Consider the following 16275-nt stretch of genomic DNA (forward strand, 5'->3'; position numbering starts at 1 on the left):
AGTATATGGATCTACAATTGGGATCTAATTTTTCAATTATAATGCATGAATTGGAAATTTATCTTTTGATTAGCATCACAAAAGATCTTTTACAAGCCTTAAAAGGCGCGGATGTTTTCCTAAAAACTTAATAAAGGATAGCTTAGATATTTCTTTCCCCTTACTGTTATTTAGAAATTCTACCAGGGCATTCATTTCATTGTCTGTGAGATCATCTGCTACTTTTCTACATTTCAGGGACATTTTGAGCATGTCTCCAATTTTAACCCTCCATTCATCATCATATCTTTTTAAAAAATCTTCAGATGAATCCTCTGCCTTTACTGCTTCTGCCGCAACCTCTCCTGCTACTCTTGCACATGGAACCGTTGTAAATGTCCCTCCTCCCGTTACAGGATCAATTTGTCTGGCTGCATCTCCCACTACCAGAAAACCATCAGTATAAGTTTTATCGATAGGTCCAGATAACGGTACTCCTCCAACATTTAATTCTACTGGTGTGGCATCGAATTTTGATATGAATTTTTTAAGATACTGATAAGCAGTTTCTGCGGGGCCTCTTATCCCAAGTCCTACGTTAGCAGTCCCCTCTTCTTTTGGAAATACCCATGCATATCCTCCTGGAGCTATATCTCTTCCGAAATAAAGATGTACTCTATCATGATCAAAATTAGAACATACCAATTCATATTGGGCGCATGAACAGATATCCATAGGGTTATCTGGTGCCTTGAGCCCTGCCATCTGTGCCATATTTGATTCAACACCATCTGCGGCTATAACAACATCTGCCTTTATCTCCATTGTTTTTCCCATATGTTTGGCTACTACTCCGCAGATCTTGCCGTCTTTTTTAATAAGGTCTTTCACTGTGGTTTTTAGCATTATATCAGTCCCTGCTTTCGCTGATTCAATGGCAAGATGTTTATCAAACACTTTCCTGTCTAAGATATACCCTTTAGCTATGTTTTTGTCTAAATTGTTGAATTCTACTAAATCTTCTGCATTAATATACGTTTCATTAGGTGCGTGAATCGTACCTGTTTCAACCTCAGCACAGACATATCTGGAGGATGGCTTCATTTCCAGGATCTCGAAGGTAGAATGGGTTGTTCCTTCAGCACATTGAACTGGAACTCCTATTTCCTGGCGCTTTTCAATCATTAAAACATCTACATCGTTTTTAGATGCAAAAAGTGATGAAATAGAACCTCCTATACGTCCCCCTACCACAACTACGTCATATTTCATACATTCCCCTCTATGTAAAATGCTCCAAGAGGACATACATATGTGCATCTTCCGCAGTCGTCGCATTTGTTTTTATTTATGATTATTCTGTTTTCTGTAAGTTCTAAAGATCTATTGGGGCATACACTGATGCAAGCTCCACAGCATCCGCATTTTTCAGTGTTGAATTCCATTATTTATCACCGATTTAAGACAGTAGCTAAGAAAAAATAACTATATGTTTAATATTGTATAATTAGGGTATATATACTTTTTTGAGGCTTTTAAATAGTAATTGGCTCCTAAATTCTTTGCCATATCGAGGTGGAATAAAATTGAGTGAAAATATGATACTCATTTAGAGTGCCGGAATTTTTGGACTCTTATACTAAAAACTTAAATACCAGATTGTTTATTATATAGTGTACCTATGTAATACGGGTTTTAAGTAAAAATGTTGGATTTAATTTTAATGAATTTAGCATCACTTTTATTAAAACCGTTAAGGTTATATAGGACATCAAATAATTTCTATGTTATGCAGGGGTGCCCGAGCGGCCAAAGGGGGTGGACTTAAGATCCTCTGGCGTAGGCCTTCGTGGGTTCGAATCCCATCCCCTGCACTTAATTTAATAAATTAAAAAGGAAATTTAATTAATAGAACTCTATTTTAACTATAAAAAATAAAATAATAAACATGCCCTAGTGGCTTAGCCGGTAGAGCGATGCCTTGGTAAGGCATAGGCCGGGGGTTCGAATCCCCCCTAGGGCTTAACACTATTTTTTCTATTAAAAGTGACTTAAAAGTCCCTGATTTTTGACAGTTTTTTCTTTCTATTCTGTATTCTATAACAATTCTTAATTTTAGGAGATAATTATACAATTTGCCTGTATGTAATGCTTTTTTCTGTAGCAAAGACGAGCTCTATTTTATAGAATTCCTTAGCTGGATCCAGAATATAATCCTGGAATAGTAGTCCTTAGTGGGGTTAAATAGTTTAGAAAAGTGAGAGATTAGATTCTTAAAAGAGCTTTAGATAAGTAATGCAACCCTGGATAAAAGGACGGTAGTTCTACCCCGGTACCACAAGTGAATCCATTAAAAGGTACCAATCAAATGAGTTCTACTATGAGACCACAAATTAAATTCTATTTTATGGCTTCTTTTTTTATGAAATCGAAAGGTTCTCTAACGATTCCATTAAAAAGGCTAGATAATTAGTTTAATAGTATATTTGCCATATTAAATTCATTAGATATTAAGTGCGTTCGTTTCACGAATTATTTTAGAAATGAAATTTAATAGAAAGCCCGTATAATAAAATAAATTCCTATTATTAACATTAAGATGTACAATAATTTAAATGCTTAATTTTTAGGGTCTTTGAAGATCCATAGCCTTCAGGGCGTCTATATATTAAATATAGATTTAAAATAGTGACAATTGTCAAAAGTAATCCTATTATTAAGTAAATATAATTCATAATAACTCTTTTTTTAAGGTAATATAAGTATTTTTATTGTTTAATCTCATTGAAGTTAAAATAGCATTAAAATTTGAATTCTGCAATAGTGGTAAATCATGGTAAAATTCATACGTCAATCATTGCTTTCTTTATGTTCGGTTATTTTGGCAAGATAGGATAACATTATAAAATGATTATTCTGCAATCTGCTGTCAATTAAATCAAATATTATCAAACAAGATGTCCTTTAAATTGGCCACTACTACAATTTAATCATTCATTCAATTTTAGCATTATATGAATGTGGAAAGTAGCCCTCTCACTAAAAGTATATATCTGGGTTTAATCAATTCAATTCATCTAACACTTATCTTTTATTTAGGTGACAGTAATGGAAAAAAAAATAGCACAGTTATCTGATGTACACTTTGGTGAGAAGAACTTCTCCCACGACTTAAAAAATAATCTTTTAAAGCAGCTGGAAGATGAAAATCCGGATCTTATTATTGTGGCTGGAGATTTAACTACTGAAGGTTATGTCCATGAATACAACGATGCAGCTGCATTTGTAGATGAACTCAAAGCTATAACAGAAGTTCATATAATTCCTGGAAACCACGATGCAAGAAATGTAGGATTACTCCATTTTGAAAAGCAGATTGGGGAAAGGAAATTTTTACATATGGACAAAAGCTGTGGATTTGCTATCCTTGGATTAGATTCATCAGAACCTGATATAAATGATGGGCAGATAGGAACTGATCAGATGGAATGGCTTAAAAGTGAGCTTGATAAAATACCAAGTGATATGTGCAAAATAGTAACTTTCCATCACCACTTACTTCCTATACCTCAAACTGGAAGGGAAAGAAATATTTTGCTTGATTCTGGAGATTTGTTAAGTGTTTTCAGAGATTCTGGAGTTGATTTTGTTTTAAATGGGCATAAACATGTTCCTAATGTTTGGATGATAGAAAAGATGGTTACATTAAATTCAGGAACTGCAACAACCAGAAAGCTGAGGGGCCATACTTATCCGTCACACAATCAATTGATCATTAAAGACGACCAGATTCTTGTCAATTTAATAAATACTGAAACAGGATATAAAAGAGAACTGGCTAATTACTCTGTAAAAGTTGAAAAAGAAGAGTATGTGATATGTTCATATAAACATAATTCACTACCTGTAATTTAAACGGGGTAATTTAGTTTAAATTTTTCTTTTTAACCTTTTTAATTTGTTATATAACGAAATAAAATCTGCTTCATTCTTTCTGACAATTTGCTGTTTTAATAAGAAACAGCAGTAATTTTTAAACATTTGGTACCAATTGGGGCATAATTCTGGAATAATTACTTATTAATGGCTGTGGATACATAGCGGTAACCATATGGCTTAGCTTAAACTTCATCACGTTTGAAGATTTGAGATTTAATAACTTTTAATCTGAAATTATTTTAATTAAATTGATCTGAGGGCTGTTTAATAATAGATGAAATAAACAATACTAAAAAGTATTTTAATCAAAACAGCTTTTAAAGCAGATATATTGATCTTAATATTTAAGAGATAAAATCAAACATAAGAGTGTTTGAGGTCTTCAAAATTCAAAAATATATAACAACTAATAAATGCTTTTTATACAAAAAGGAGAAAATAGAACTGATAATGTGATATAATGTCAAAAATGTTAGATGTCATAATGGCAGGTGTAATTTCGGGAATAGTTGCACTTACTACCACCAAACTTGGAATAGGTGGGACTGTTATTGGTGCAGTTATTGGGGCAATGCTCTATCAGGTAATGTCTCATTTTATAAAAGAACCGCTTGAAAATGTGAATACAAGAAATAATGTACATACAAGAAAGGTACATACAAGAAAGAGTGTAAACACAAAAAATATTGGAAATAGGGAAGAGAGTGTAAACACAAACAGAATTGAAACTAGGATAGTTTACGTGTTTCCGCTTATAATTATAGTTGTTGTTGAGTTAATTTATCTATTCTCTTCAGTATATTGGAAACCAGACCAGATTTTCAATTATTTGGAACAGGTAACTGATGGGACTCTTTTTAGAACTATTGGTCTAGGACTTCTAATTATGGGGATCTACCCGATAATACAATCGGAGAATATAAAAAGATCATACGGATACATAATATTATCAGTTGGTATAATCAAACTTTTAAATGGGTTTGTAGATACACATTCACCATTTGTAAAATTATATGCGAATCTTTTCGCAGATTTTGGCCTGGTAATTTCGCTTGCAGTTATTGCAGCGCTATCCTATGTAATTTTATCGATAGTTCAGGAATCGATAGTAATTAGCCGTGAAAAAGATAGTAATACTCATTAGATGATATTATGACTAAGAAAACAAAAAATAGCACTTTAAAAGCGATACTGGATATCATCCTATATGAACATCCCTCAACTCAGGATGAAATCGCTGAAAAACTTGGAATAACTCGGAGATACGTTACAAAACTGCTTCAACCCCTTATAACTAAGGGGGTTGTAAAGAGAGCATACACTCTTGATTTAAAAAAGTTCGATGAATTTTCAGAAGTTTTTGAAGAAGAAAAAACATCAAGGGAACATGCTGGGACATTATACATCAAAGAAATGATTAAAAACATGTCTAATCATGTTTGTAAACAGCTCGACAGATCTTTTGAAGCGCTTTCAACTTATGATGATGAACTGGCAAGTAAAGCACTGAATATGGACTATATTACAAATAACATGCATGAAAAAGTAAGAACCTCTGTAGACATGGCATTATCTATGAATCCTTCTTCAGAATTCAGTAAAACAATGGCTTTCAGTGAGGTAGCATATGATTTAGAGCGTATCGGTGACCATTCCTGTCAATTTGCTAATTTTACAATGAAAGAATCATATGAAGTTGATCCAGAAATGCTTGTATATCTTGGTGAAATGTATGAGACTGCAAAGAAAATGGTTAATTACTCAATGGATATCTTCTTAAATGAAAAACTTGAATTAAAGAGTAAAGTAATGGATTACGAAGAAAAAATACATGCTTTGCAGAAAAAAGCATTAAACTGCATCGCAACTCAAATGGCAGAAGCATCCTTTGATGATACTGAACGTTCGACATATTACCTGTCTTTATCAAGGGTAGTTAAGGCCTTTGAAAGGATTGGAGATATATCTATTGAAATAATAGATGTTTCAAGGGAATTTTATGAAAATATACCTAGAACTACAACTCCTGAAAGATTTAGACGGAATCCTAAATTATCTAATTTAAAATAACTAATTTTTAACAATTTATTTTATTTAAAAGTAAAAGAGATGTGAATTATTCTTTCTCTTTTTCCATGTATTCTTTGATTTTTCGCTCTTCCCATTCTTTGGAAAATATCCCTCGCTTCATGAAAACTGATGATCCATGTGCAACAAGACCTATTCCCCAGAAGAAGGATATAAATAGGAACCACCAGAAACCCGGAGTCGTAAAGAAATTAATGATTGCCAGGAATGCATTCACGACAATATAACTAATTAAATGTGAGTAAAAACCTCTCACTTCTTCAACTCTTTTTTTAGCTCGGATATATGCATCTTTTTCATATGGTTCATCAACCATTTTGTAAACCTCCCCTTTGAATTGTACAAATTATAGAGCAGTATATAACTTAATATATAGGTTTTAAGACATTTAAAGTTTTTTTAAAAAAAGGGAGTTCACTAAAAAGATTATTCTGTTAAATCAGTTTTATAGTTGGATTAAAAAGAATATAATGTGTTGTGGGATTAAAAAAAATCAAAATATGTGTTGATATCTAAAAATAGGCATTTCTTTATTAAAATGAATATGTACTGGGTTAGGTAATTTAATTTAGTTATACTCCATCATAGTAAATTTCGTCTATTTCAAAAAATTTTCTAAATGGAGATTCTCTTGTTTTTTCTTCATTTACATGTGCTAAAATACCAGGTAAGCGGCCGATCATAAACATGCCGCTTCCAACTGTCCAGTTGAAACCCATATCTGATAAAATTGCTCCATTTGCACCATCAATATTCATTCGAATACCTTTTTTTTCAAAGAGCAGGTTTTCAATTGTAATAGCAAGTTCTGAATGTTTGCTGAAGCACCCGTATTTTTTTGCAAGCTCTATAAGTCTCCGTGCTCTCGGGTCTTCATCATGATATCTATGTCCAAAACCACATATCTTTTCATCATTTTTTAAAAAATGACCAACTATTTCTTCTGCAATTCTATTAATGTCATCTTCTGTTCTTTTAATTCCGTCTTGGAGAGTTTTCATGGCATGTTCTATGGCTCCTGCATGGTTTTTACCAAATGCAAGAAGGCCGCCTGCGATGCATGCATGCAGCGGAGATCCTGTGGATGCCATGATCCTTGCAGCCTGTGTACTTGGGGGAGTAACACCATGGTCACAAAATGATACCAGAACTGCCCCTAACATTTTGGCTTCATTTTTGGAAGGCAGCTCTCCTTTTATGAGCAGGTGTATCATTTCGGCAAAAGATATATTTCCTATGAGATCTTCCTGTAAATAGCCCCGTGTGGTTAATTTGTTGGGTTCAACTTTTGTTATTGAAGTTCTCCACTTTAGAGTTCTCGGTTTGAATATATCTTTTAACACATCTTCCGTTATCATATTGAATAACTATGCAATATGAATTTATTTAAATTTAACGCTTTTAGTGCAATATTGGACACATTTAGTGATATTTAATGGGGTAATTTTTAGGGTCTAAAATGTGATAGTTCCTATAATGTGATAACTTATACACAAATAGGAACCTTTAAATATGGGTGACAGTTTATTATAGGATGAGGTGAATCAAATGAATTCAAAATATTTGATTGGAATAATAGTAGCCATAGTAGTAATAATTGGTGCTTACTTTGCACTTGCAGGAAGCTCAAATCAACAAACAATACAGATTGCTGGTTCAACTTCCGTACAACCAGTGGCAGAGAAGTTAGCTCAAGCTTACATGGAGAAGCATCCTAATGTTAAAATAAATGTGCAGGGTGGAGGTACATCTGTAGGTATAACAAGCGCTCAACAAGGTACAGCGGATATCGGTACAGCATCTTCCAAACCTAAAGATAGCGATGCACAAGGATTAGTACAAACTCAAATTGCAAAAGATGGAATAGTTGTTATAGTAAACAACGATAATAAGGTTAGTGCCCTTACAGTTAACCAGACAAAAGATATATTCAGTGGAAATATCACCGACTGGAGCAAAGTAGGTGGTTCATCAGGTACTATAAGTGTTATAACCAGAGAAGATGGTTCAGGTACCAGAGATGGATTCCAGAATATAGTAATGGGCGGTAAGAATGGAACTAAAATTGTAAGCAATGCAATAGTCCAGAGTTCAACAGAAGCTGTTTTACAGGCAGTTAAAGGAAACCCTAACGCTATTGGATACATATCATTAGCAAGCCTTAGTGGTGATGTTAAAGCAGTTACAATTAACGGGGTAGCTCCTTCAGAAAAAACAGTCAGCGATGATACTTACAAAATAGTAAGACCATTCATTTTCTTAACTAAAGGCCAGCCTACTGGCATCGTTAAAGACTTTATAGACTTTACAATGAGTGCTGAAGGACAGGCTATAGTTAAACAAGCCGGAGCAGTTCCAATGACCTCTAGCTAAGTGGTTTTTAAAACCACTACTTTTTTGTTTATTTATAATTTAAAGGCATAAAAGAGAAGTATATCATGTAAATTTGATTCATTGCTTCATCACTTCATATTTAAATACTCCAAAGAAGAAGAGTAACTCAAGGTGATGAACATGAATCGGAAATACAAGTATGGAATAGTAATTGCCATCATTATAATTATCGCTTATCTAACAATTATCCCATCAAGTCAATATGAAAGAATACAAATTGCAGGTTCTACATCGGTACAACCTGTAGCTGAGGCATTAGCTGATGCTTACATGGAAAAGCATCCTAACGTTAGAATAAACGTGCAGGGTGGAGGATCCAGTTTAGGTATAAGCAGTGTTTCACAAGGTATAACTGAAATAGGTACAAGTTCAAGAGATTTAACGCCACAAGAAAAAGAAGGGCTTATAGAATATGAAATAGGAAAAGAAGGTATTGTCATAGCTGTTAATAACAACAACAATGTAACCACATTAAGTACCGAACAGGTTAGAGGTATCTTCAACGGTGCTATTACAAACTGGGATCAGGTTGGAGGATCCAACACACAGATCCATGTTGTAACCAGGGAAGAAGGATCAGGTACACGGTCATCTTTTGAGAATTTAATAATGGATGATACAAAAATCAAGTCTGATGCAGTGGTACAGAGTTCAACTGAATCTGTTAAACAGGTAGTTAAACAGGATCCTGGTGCAATAGGATTTGTTTCATTAGCACATATGAGCAGCGATGTTACAGCTTTAAAAATTAACGGAATTGGCCCTTCAGCACAAACCGTGGCAAATGGATCTTATAAACTACAAACTGCATTCCTTTTTGTGGTTAAAGGGGAACCACAGGGAACAGTTAAAGACTTTATTGACTTTACATTAAGTCCTGAAGGACAAGCTATAGTAAAGAGCCAGAATATTGTTCCTGTTAATATGTAAATTTGTACGGTAATCTGGAATGTACTTATAAGAAGTTTGTAGAATACCAATTGAAATCACAGTCAAATTTATTTAAGTTAGGTTCCGAGTTGAGGAAAATACAATGTATTTTCCGAACTTTCGAAAATCACAGATTTTCGATACCCTGAAATTTCATAAATTTCGAAGGCTACAAAAATTGGAAGGTTGAAGAAATGACGAAGTATGAAGAATTTCTAGTGGAAAAAGGGCTTTTCATAATGGCCATTTTGTCTATTATAGTAATAGTTCTGATCATAGGATTCATATTCCAGCAAGGGGCCCCGGCGATGGACCAGATTGGAATCTTGAAGTTTATATTTGGAATGAATTGGTCGCCGTCTGATGACCAGTACGGTGTTTTTACAATGATCATTGGATCATTGGGTATAACTGCCCTTTCACTGTTGTTTGCAGTGCCATTATCATTGTGTTGTGCAATATTCCTGGCAGAACTTGCACCCCGTACAGTGAGAAGGATTTTAAAGCCAGTTATTGAAACTCTTGCAGGTATACCTTCTGTTGTATACGGATTCTTTGGGCTTATAGTACTTGTCCCAATTATGAGGGTATATTTTGGAGGGACTGGTTTCAGCATGCTCGCAGCATCTTTAATTCTTACAGTAATGGTTCTTCCGACTATAATAAGTATATCTGAAGATGCATTAAAGTCGGTTCCTGTAGAATATAAAGAAGCATCTCTTGCACTTGGTGCAACTCACTGGCAAACAATAAGAAATGTTATTTTCCCAGCAGCTATTCCGGGAATTATAACTGCAATAATACTGGGAATGGGTAGAGCAATTGGTGAAACACTTGCTGTGATTATGGTTGCAGGAAACGTCGCACAGATTCCAAACTCAATATTTGATCCGGTGAGGGCGTTAACATCAAATATAGCCCTTGAAATGGGTTATGCAACAGGATTACATTACAGTGCACTGTTTGCAACAGGAATAGTTCTGTTTATCATGATAATCATCCTTCTTATAATAGCTAACTACTTCCACTACAAGAAGAAGGTTGTAATTGGAGGAGGGTACTTATAATGCTTAATCAGGATTTATACAGCTATTTAGGTGATTTAAATGTTAAATATTAAAATTATGTCTCCTAAAATGTCCCAAAGAATCATGAAAGGAGTTTTTTGGGCATCAGGGATATTAACAGTTATTCTATTGCTCGTTATTATAGGGTATATACTTTATAAGGGGCTGCCAGTTGTAAACATGAGTTTCATATTCAGTAACCCTATAGATTCTGGTAAATCTGGAGGTATATTCCCAATGATAGTGTCAAGCTTATATGTGACGCTTATAGCAGTTGCTGTTGCAACTCCTCTGGGTGTTGGGGCAGCAGTTTACCTTTCAGAATATGCTGGAGAAAATAATCTGGTTAAACTAATAAGATTTGGAGCAGAAACATTGGCATCCATTCCTTCAATTGTATACGGGCTGTTTGGACTGGCGTTTTTTGTTGTCTATCTTGGGCTCGGATGGTGTGTATTATCTGGAGGTCTAATACTGGCAATTATGGCGCTCCCCACAATATTGCAGGTAGCTGAAGTTTCACTGGAAGCTGTACCTGCATCATACAGGGAAGGAAGCCTTGCAATAGGTGCTACTAAATGGCAAACAATTTATAATGTTGTTTTGCCTGCGGCAGTTCCGGGAATTACCACTGGTGTGATACTGGGACTTGCAAGGGCTATTTCAGAGGCAGCTGCAATTATGTTTGCAGTAGGCGCGGCACTATCTGTTCCTATTTCCATTTTTGATCCAGCAAGGCCTCTCCCACTGCACCTTTATATTTTAGCAACTGAGGGTATATCCCTTGACAATGCGTATGGAACTGCAGCTGTACTGGTGCTTATAGTTCTCGTAATAACCGTTGTTACAAATACATTAGTTGAAAGATACTCTAAAAAGATGATGGGGCGATAGAATGGATTATCGAATTGAAGTTGAAGATTTAAACGTTTACTTTGACGAAGCACATATTTTAAAGGACATTAACATTAAGATCCGTAAAAATACTGTTACTTCACTTATAGGACCTTCCGGTTGCGGAAAATCAACATTTGTACGTACTTTAAACCGTATGAACGACCTTATTGACACATTTAAATTGGATGGAAGCGTTCTTTTAGACGGTCAAGATATTTACGATCCAAAGTTAGATGTGGTTGAGTTAAGAAAAAAGGTAGGAATGGTATTTCAAAAGCCGAACCCATTTCCAAAGTCTATATTTGACAATGTAGCATATGGTCTCAGGGTACACGGAATCGAAGATAAATCAGTACTGGCTGAAAGAGTTGAAGAAAGTTTAAAAGGTGCTGCACTGTGGGATGAGGTCAAGGATAAGCTGGATAAATCAGCTATGGGACTTTCTGGAGGTCAGCAGCAGAGACTATGTATAGCAAGGACCATTGCAGTAAATCCTGAAGTTATATTAATGGACGAACCTGCATCAGCACTTGATCCTATATCAACAACAAAAATAGAGGACTTAATTCACAAACTGAAAAAGGATTATACCATAATTATCGTTACACACAACATGCAGCAGGCTACAAGGGTTTCCAAATACACAGCATTTTTCTTACATGGAGAAATCGTAGAAAGCGGACTCACCGATAAAATATTCATAGAGCCTGAAGATAAGCGTACAGAAGATTACATAACTGGTAGATTTGGTTAAATAAATTTTTTATTTAATTAATGTGCCCATCTCATTTAATGGGATATGCACTAAAGGTGAAGCAATGTATGGGATGATACTGGAGAATAAATTAAAAAAAATAAGCGGTGATCTTTTAGATTACAGCAATGAAACAGTAGATATGATTAAAAATTCTACTGGCAGTTTCTTAAAGGAAAATGTTGATTTAGCAAAAGAAACAATTGAGGCTACCAGTGAAGTAAACAAAAAGAGCGAGCATATTGAATATGAATGTTTGAAAATACTTGGATTACATCAACCAGTTGCTAGAGATTTAAGACTGGGGGCTGCAATTTTAAGATCATCTACTGAACTTGAGAGGATAAACACTCTCTCAGCATATATATCCAGATACGCTATAGATGCGGCAGAAAAAAGTTCAGATTCATACAAACCGCCCCATATTAAATTCATGTCTCAGACAGTACAAAACATGCTGAAAGATGGAGTCGGATCACTTTTAAGTGAGGATATACAGCTTCTAAAACGTTCAACTAAAAATTTCGTTGCTCTTCAGGACTTTTATAATCAGATGTTTTTAGAATATGGTGATGACAACTCTTCAACTGCTGCAATGTATTCAATCCTTATTGGAAGGAATCTCTTAAGTATGGGGCATCATATAATGGGGATGGATGATAGGATAGCTTACTCTATAATAGGAATGAAGGTTGTACACCATAAAGTGTTCTACAATGTCTTAATGAAGTAAAAATTATATTTAAAAATTATACAAAAATAATATGTGATGATTTAGATGTGGCTCCCATCAGATGAACCTAAGAATAAACTGTATGGAAACAAACTTGATAAATCTTATCTACCTTTATCAGGTTACATGAGAGTTTTAAATGAAAATTATGAGTCTATATTATTTTTAAGTGATGATCTAGTTGTAGGTGCCTGGTATCTAAATGCTAAATCTTTAAATGAACTTTATGAAAATGATGCAATGGAAAAAGTTAAAATCCTCGATGAATCTAGAATTGAGATATATGAAACTGGTGAAAAACTATTTAAAACTATTCTTGAGTTGAATGAGGAGTGTAAATTATCATTACCTATACGTATTAATATGTTTTGGGATAAGATTGGATTAAATACTACAGATTCTCGTGAAGAACTGTTATCTAAGTATAGGATAAATGAACCATCTGTAATTGATGTGGATAATTTAATAAAAGATTATAAGTCCAAGACGGAGGATTGAAAATGGAAAGGAAAAAATATCCCAGGATACTGTTTCGAAAAAGGCTAAGAGAGCTGAAAGAAGATGTAAATGAAATTGGACAGATAGCAATCCAGGCACATAAAAATGCAATCAAAGCTTTCAATAACTATGACAAGGATCTGTTGGATGATGTCACTAAAGCCCGTGATAAAATAGAAGAATTGAGTTTCCATTTAGAACGGAAATGTATTAGCATCATTGCTTCAGAGCAACCTGTTGCAATGGATTTAAGATTTATTGAAGCTTGTATTAAAGTTGGAAGTCATTTAAAGAGGATAGGTAGCTTATCAGTAAATATTGCCGAAGCCGCTAAAAATTTAAAAGGCGAAGAAATTCCAGCGAGGTCTATGGAAGATCTTAACCACATGGCTAATCTTGTGCAGATGATGCTCAGTAAAGGTTTATACTCATTTATAGATCAGAACATGGACATGGCAAGAGAACTGAGGCATGATGACGATAAGGTGGATGATTTATTTGATCAGTCCCTTGAAAATGTTACAAGCAGTATGTTCCAAAACAAGGATTCCATATCTTATATGATATATTTGCTGTTCATTGCAAGATTCCTGGAACGAATCGCTGATCGTGCGGTAAGTTTAGGGGACAGAACAATCTTTATGATAACATGCGAAAAACCTAAAAAACTTGAATTAAAAAAATAGGGCGGACAAGAGTTTTTTGCCTAAACTGCATGTGCTTTAGGCACATATTTCTTTTTTTCTATAAATTAATTTACACCAACTTGTATTTAAAATAGGCTTCTAAATGTATTTATTCTCTAAAATCAATGATCTAAAATATTAATTTCAATGTTCTTATCTAATTTTACTTTATTTATTTTAAATGAGGACCGTTTGTTAATTTAGAATAAATTATGTGGAATGTATTAATTATTAAGTCCTAATGTGTGATAAAAATACTGAAATTCAGATTATATCCTTGTTTTATTGTATTCTAACTAGTTTAATATTATAATTGTGGTAATAATGGATTTTCATTGATTTAGTATTTAATATTGAAACTGGAGTATGCAATGATCTAAAAATTTTTATTATACTAATTATAATACAATAATTACACTTTATTCATACTCTATGTTCTAATCAACAAAATTTATATAGTGGAGTAAGACATACACTTCAAGTGTAAAATAAAACACTAAAAGTGAATAAATGACAGAGGTTAAAGTTGTTAAAAATTCTATAAATTTCGAATGCCGTAAAAACCATTGGTTTTTGCATGTTGAAGGAAACCTTCGGTTTCCTGAACCGCTACTGTTAGCTTTTGCCAGCTGTCATTTAATATATTCCAAATGTGAGGATTGATATTTTGATGGTCAAATGGAAAAATGAGGAGTTAAGACGCGAATTAATGATGAATACATTAGATTATTTAAGCAGAAAGAACAATGCGTCTATTGAAGAGTTAGCTGATTATACTGGCCAGGAATATGCAATAATAGCTCAATTAATGCATGATTTGGAAAATAAGGGCCTTATAAAATCAGAAACAGTTTTTAATTTAAAGAATGAGTCAAAATAATAAGACTCCACATCTTGTTTTTTATCTTAATTTGGGAAACTTTAACACGCCTGGTTTTATAGGAATAAGCATTTAAAATACTTTTTTTTACAAATTAAATGAATTTAATTTATCTAATTTTGTTTAAATATAATTTATAACAAAATATATTACTAATTTTAAATATAGTAATAATACAGTTCAGTTATTCCATTAAATTTTTTAAAGACATGGGGAATTGTTTTCACAGTTCTTTGTTATGAGTTTGAGGTGATTTAATTGAAAGTAAAAGATGAATTAATTGGAAAAGAAGTTCTAGATTCAAAAGGCCATGAACTTGGTAAAGTGGATGATATTGACGTTGATTTTGACTCCGACCGGATAGATTCTATTATTCTTCATGAAGGAGGACGTCTTAGGGGAAGAGACAGAGTTATTCCTTACAGCATGATTGAAACTGTAGGCGAAAGGATACTCTTAAAAAAATCTGGAGAAACTGAAGAAAGAAGAGAAGGAATAATGTAATTGATTAAAGTGAATCACTGATTCGTCATTACATCTTTTTACTTTTTAATAGTAGACCTGCTATTTAATCTACTTTTTTTAAATGTATTTTGCTGGATTTTCCTACTTTGAACTCGTTTATTTTATAGTCATCACCTGTAACTTCTTCTATTCCTGCTCGGGTAATTATTGTAATTGGTTGAAGATATTCAGTTAGCAGGTTTTCCACCATATATGGTCTATCTTCTACAGTGTAACTTTTTAAATAGATTTTTAGGTCATCATTGTTGATACGGTAGTCTATATTCTCCACATATGTTGATTTATTACTAAAATTATTTAAAATTTGATTTGTAGGTTCATTAGGTGTTTGAAAATCTACATCCTGAAAATTTTGTTTCCATTCGTCCCATATTAGTTTACCTAAGAAACGGCCAATGGAATCAGTTCCATTTTTTAATTGAATAAGATTGTTATATTTTAACCATATCCCCATAGCTTCGATCATTGCTTTACTGTACCATCCCTTTTCAAATTTGAATTTTTGAGAGGCTACTTTTTTGAATTTGTAATCTAAGTCCTGAGGTATGGATACGGTTGCTCTTTTTAGATTGGTAAATTCAGTCATAACATCACTTTAAATAATAGGTTTTAGCCACTGAATTGGAATATTTTAATTAATTATTCCTTTAATTGAGATTATTACTGTAATTATATGGTTAATTATATCAAGTATAAATATTTTTAATTAAATTAATATGTTATGTATATTATTACATACACTGCTAATAATACGATTTATAAAATAAAATTGCGAAATTTTTACTTTATATATTTATACTTTTTGCAAATGCGCACTTTATCTAATGTAAAAATGCACATATTCACATTTTAATTAATTATTTCCATTGATTAAATTAATAATCACGTATACAGCTGTATGACTA

The 16275-nt window shown here is 33.4% G+C and carries 18 protein-coding genes and 2 tRNA genes; 15 read left to right on the plus strand and 5 right to left on the minus strand.

Translation table 11 applies throughout. The annotated features are described in order from the left end of the window. Positions 1-75: 75 nt before the first annotated feature. On the minus strand, positions 76-1251 hold the full coding sequence (locus EJ01_RS11335; protein WP_048082879.1) for an NAD(P)/FAD-dependent oxidoreductase: 1176 nt from the start codon (positions 1249-1251) through the stop codon (positions 76-78). Beyond that, the gene (locus tag EJ01_RS17000; RefSeq protein ID WP_069584187.1) at positions 1248-1424 is read right to left on the minus strand and encodes a 4Fe-4S binding protein; all 177 of its coding nucleotides are present in this window, start codon (positions 1422-1424) and stop codon (positions 1248-1250) included. Before EJ01_RS17000 ends, EJ01_RS11335 begins: the two co-directional genes overlap by 4 nt. A 346-nt stretch (positions 1425-1770) precedes the next feature. On the opposite strand from EJ01_RS17000, the gene EJ01_RS11340 reads away from it, so the two are divergent. The 5 genes from EJ01_RS11340 (at position 1771) to EJ01_RS11360 (ending at position 5988) form a co-directional block, all read left to right on the plus strand. Beyond that, positions 1771-1853, plus strand: a tRNA-Leu gene (locus EJ01_RS11340). A gap of 76 nt (positions 1854-1929) precedes the next feature. Beyond that, positions 1930-2002 (plus strand) — tRNA-Thr (locus EJ01_RS11345). 1085 nt (positions 2003-3087) lie between these two features. Next, the gene (locus EJ01_RS11350; RefSeq protein ID WP_048082878.1) at positions 3088-3894 is read left to right on the plus strand and encodes a metallophosphoesterase family protein; all 807 of its coding nucleotides are present in this window, start codon (positions 3088-3090) and stop codon (positions 3892-3894) included. A gap of 484 nt (positions 3895-4378) precedes the next feature. Continuing rightward, positions 4379-5062 (plus strand): hypothetical protein, encoded by a 684-nt coding sequence (locus tag EJ01_RS11355; protein ID WP_048082877.1) that lies wholly within the window; start codon positions 4379-4381, stop codon positions 5060-5062. 8 nt (positions 5063-5070) lie between these two features. Next, entirely contained in the window at positions 5071-5988 is a 918-nt protein-coding gene (locus EJ01_RS11360; protein ID WP_048082876.1) for a phosphate signaling complex PhoU family protein, read from the plus strand. Positions 5989-6034: 46 nt separating this feature from the next. Here the strand turns inward: EJ01_RS11360 and EJ01_RS11365 are convergent, their stop codons facing one another. Then, a complete protein-coding gene (locus EJ01_RS11365; RefSeq protein WP_048082875.1) occupies positions 6035-6322 on the minus strand; it encodes a 2TM domain-containing protein in 288 nt (95 codons plus the stop codon). A 256-nt stretch (positions 6323-6578) separates the two neighbouring features. After that, complete coding sequence (locus EJ01_RS11370; RefSeq protein WP_048082874.1) at positions 6579-7364, minus strand: citryl-CoA lyase; 786 nt, start codon at positions 7362-7364, stop codon at positions 6579-6581. Between the two features lie 190 nt (positions 7365-7554). On the opposite strand from EJ01_RS11370, the gene EJ01_RS11375 reads away from it, so the two are divergent. From EJ01_RS11375 to EJ01_RS11420, 10 genes are all read left to right on the plus strand, one after another. Then, the gene (locus EJ01_RS11375; RefSeq protein ID WP_048082873.1) at positions 7555-8379 is read left to right on the plus strand and encodes a phosphate ABC transporter substrate-binding protein; all 825 of its coding nucleotides are present in this window, start codon (positions 7555-7557) and stop codon (positions 8377-8379) included. 135 nt (positions 8380-8514) lie between these two features. Then, a complete protein-coding gene (locus EJ01_RS11380; protein ID WP_394296591.1) occupies positions 8515-9330 on the plus strand; it encodes a phosphate ABC transporter substrate-binding protein in 816 nt (271 codons plus the stop codon). 194 nt (positions 9331-9524) lie between these two features. After that, complete coding sequence (gene pstC, locus EJ01_RS11385) at positions 9525-10397, plus strand: phosphate ABC transporter permease subunit PstC (RefSeq protein WP_048082871.1); 873 nt, start codon at positions 9525-9527, stop codon at positions 10395-10397. A gap of 39 nt (positions 10398-10436) precedes the next feature. Further along, positions 10437-11291 (plus strand): phosphate ABC transporter permease PstA, encoded by an 855-nt coding sequence (gene pstA, locus EJ01_RS11390; RefSeq protein ID WP_048082870.1) that lies wholly within the window; start codon positions 10437-10439, stop codon positions 11289-11291. A gap of 1 nt (position 11292) precedes the next feature. Continuing rightward, a complete protein-coding gene (pstB, locus tag EJ01_RS11395) occupies positions 11293-12048 on the plus strand; it encodes a phosphate ABC transporter ATP-binding protein PstB (RefSeq protein ID WP_048082869.1) in 756 nt (251 codons plus the stop codon). Positions 12049-12112: 64 nt separating this feature from the next. Then, complete coding sequence (locus EJ01_RS11400) at positions 12113-12781, plus strand: phosphate signaling complex PhoU family protein (RefSeq protein WP_048082868.1); 669 nt, start codon at positions 12113-12115, stop codon at positions 12779-12781. Positions 12782-12826: 45 nt separating this feature from the next. After that, a complete protein-coding gene (locus EJ01_RS11405) occupies positions 12827-13279 on the plus strand; it encodes a DUF2226 domain-containing protein (protein ID WP_048082867.1) in 453 nt (150 codons plus the stop codon). A gap of 2 nt (positions 13280-13281) precedes the next feature. Then, positions 13282-13965, plus strand: coding sequence for a phosphate signaling complex protein PhoU (phoU, locus tag EJ01_RS11410; protein ID WP_048082866.1), 684 nt, complete (start codon positions 13282-13284; stop codon positions 13963-13965). Between the two features lie 670 nt (positions 13966-14635). Continuing rightward, complete coding sequence (locus EJ01_RS11415) at positions 14636-14845, plus strand: MarR family transcriptional regulator (protein WP_245611201.1); 210 nt, start codon at positions 14636-14638, stop codon at positions 14843-14845. Between the two features lie 258 nt (positions 14846-15103). Then, the gene (locus EJ01_RS11420; protein ID WP_048082864.1) at positions 15104-15349 is read left to right on the plus strand and encodes a PRC-barrel domain-containing protein; all 246 of its coding nucleotides are present in this window, start codon (positions 15104-15106) and stop codon (positions 15347-15349) included. Between the two features lie 64 nt (positions 15350-15413). Here the strand turns inward: EJ01_RS11420 and EJ01_RS11425 are convergent, their stop codons facing one another. Then, complete coding sequence (locus EJ01_RS11425) at positions 15414-15956, minus strand: hypothetical protein (protein ID WP_048082863.1); 543 nt, start codon at positions 15954-15956, stop codon at positions 15414-15416. Between the last annotated feature and the right edge of the window lie 319 nt (positions 15957-16275).

It is taken from the genome of Methanobacterium veterum (assembly GCF_000745485.1).
Classification (GTDB): Archaea; Methanobacteriota; Methanobacteria; order Methanobacteriales; family Methanobacteriaceae; genus Methanobacterium_D; species Methanobacterium_D veterum.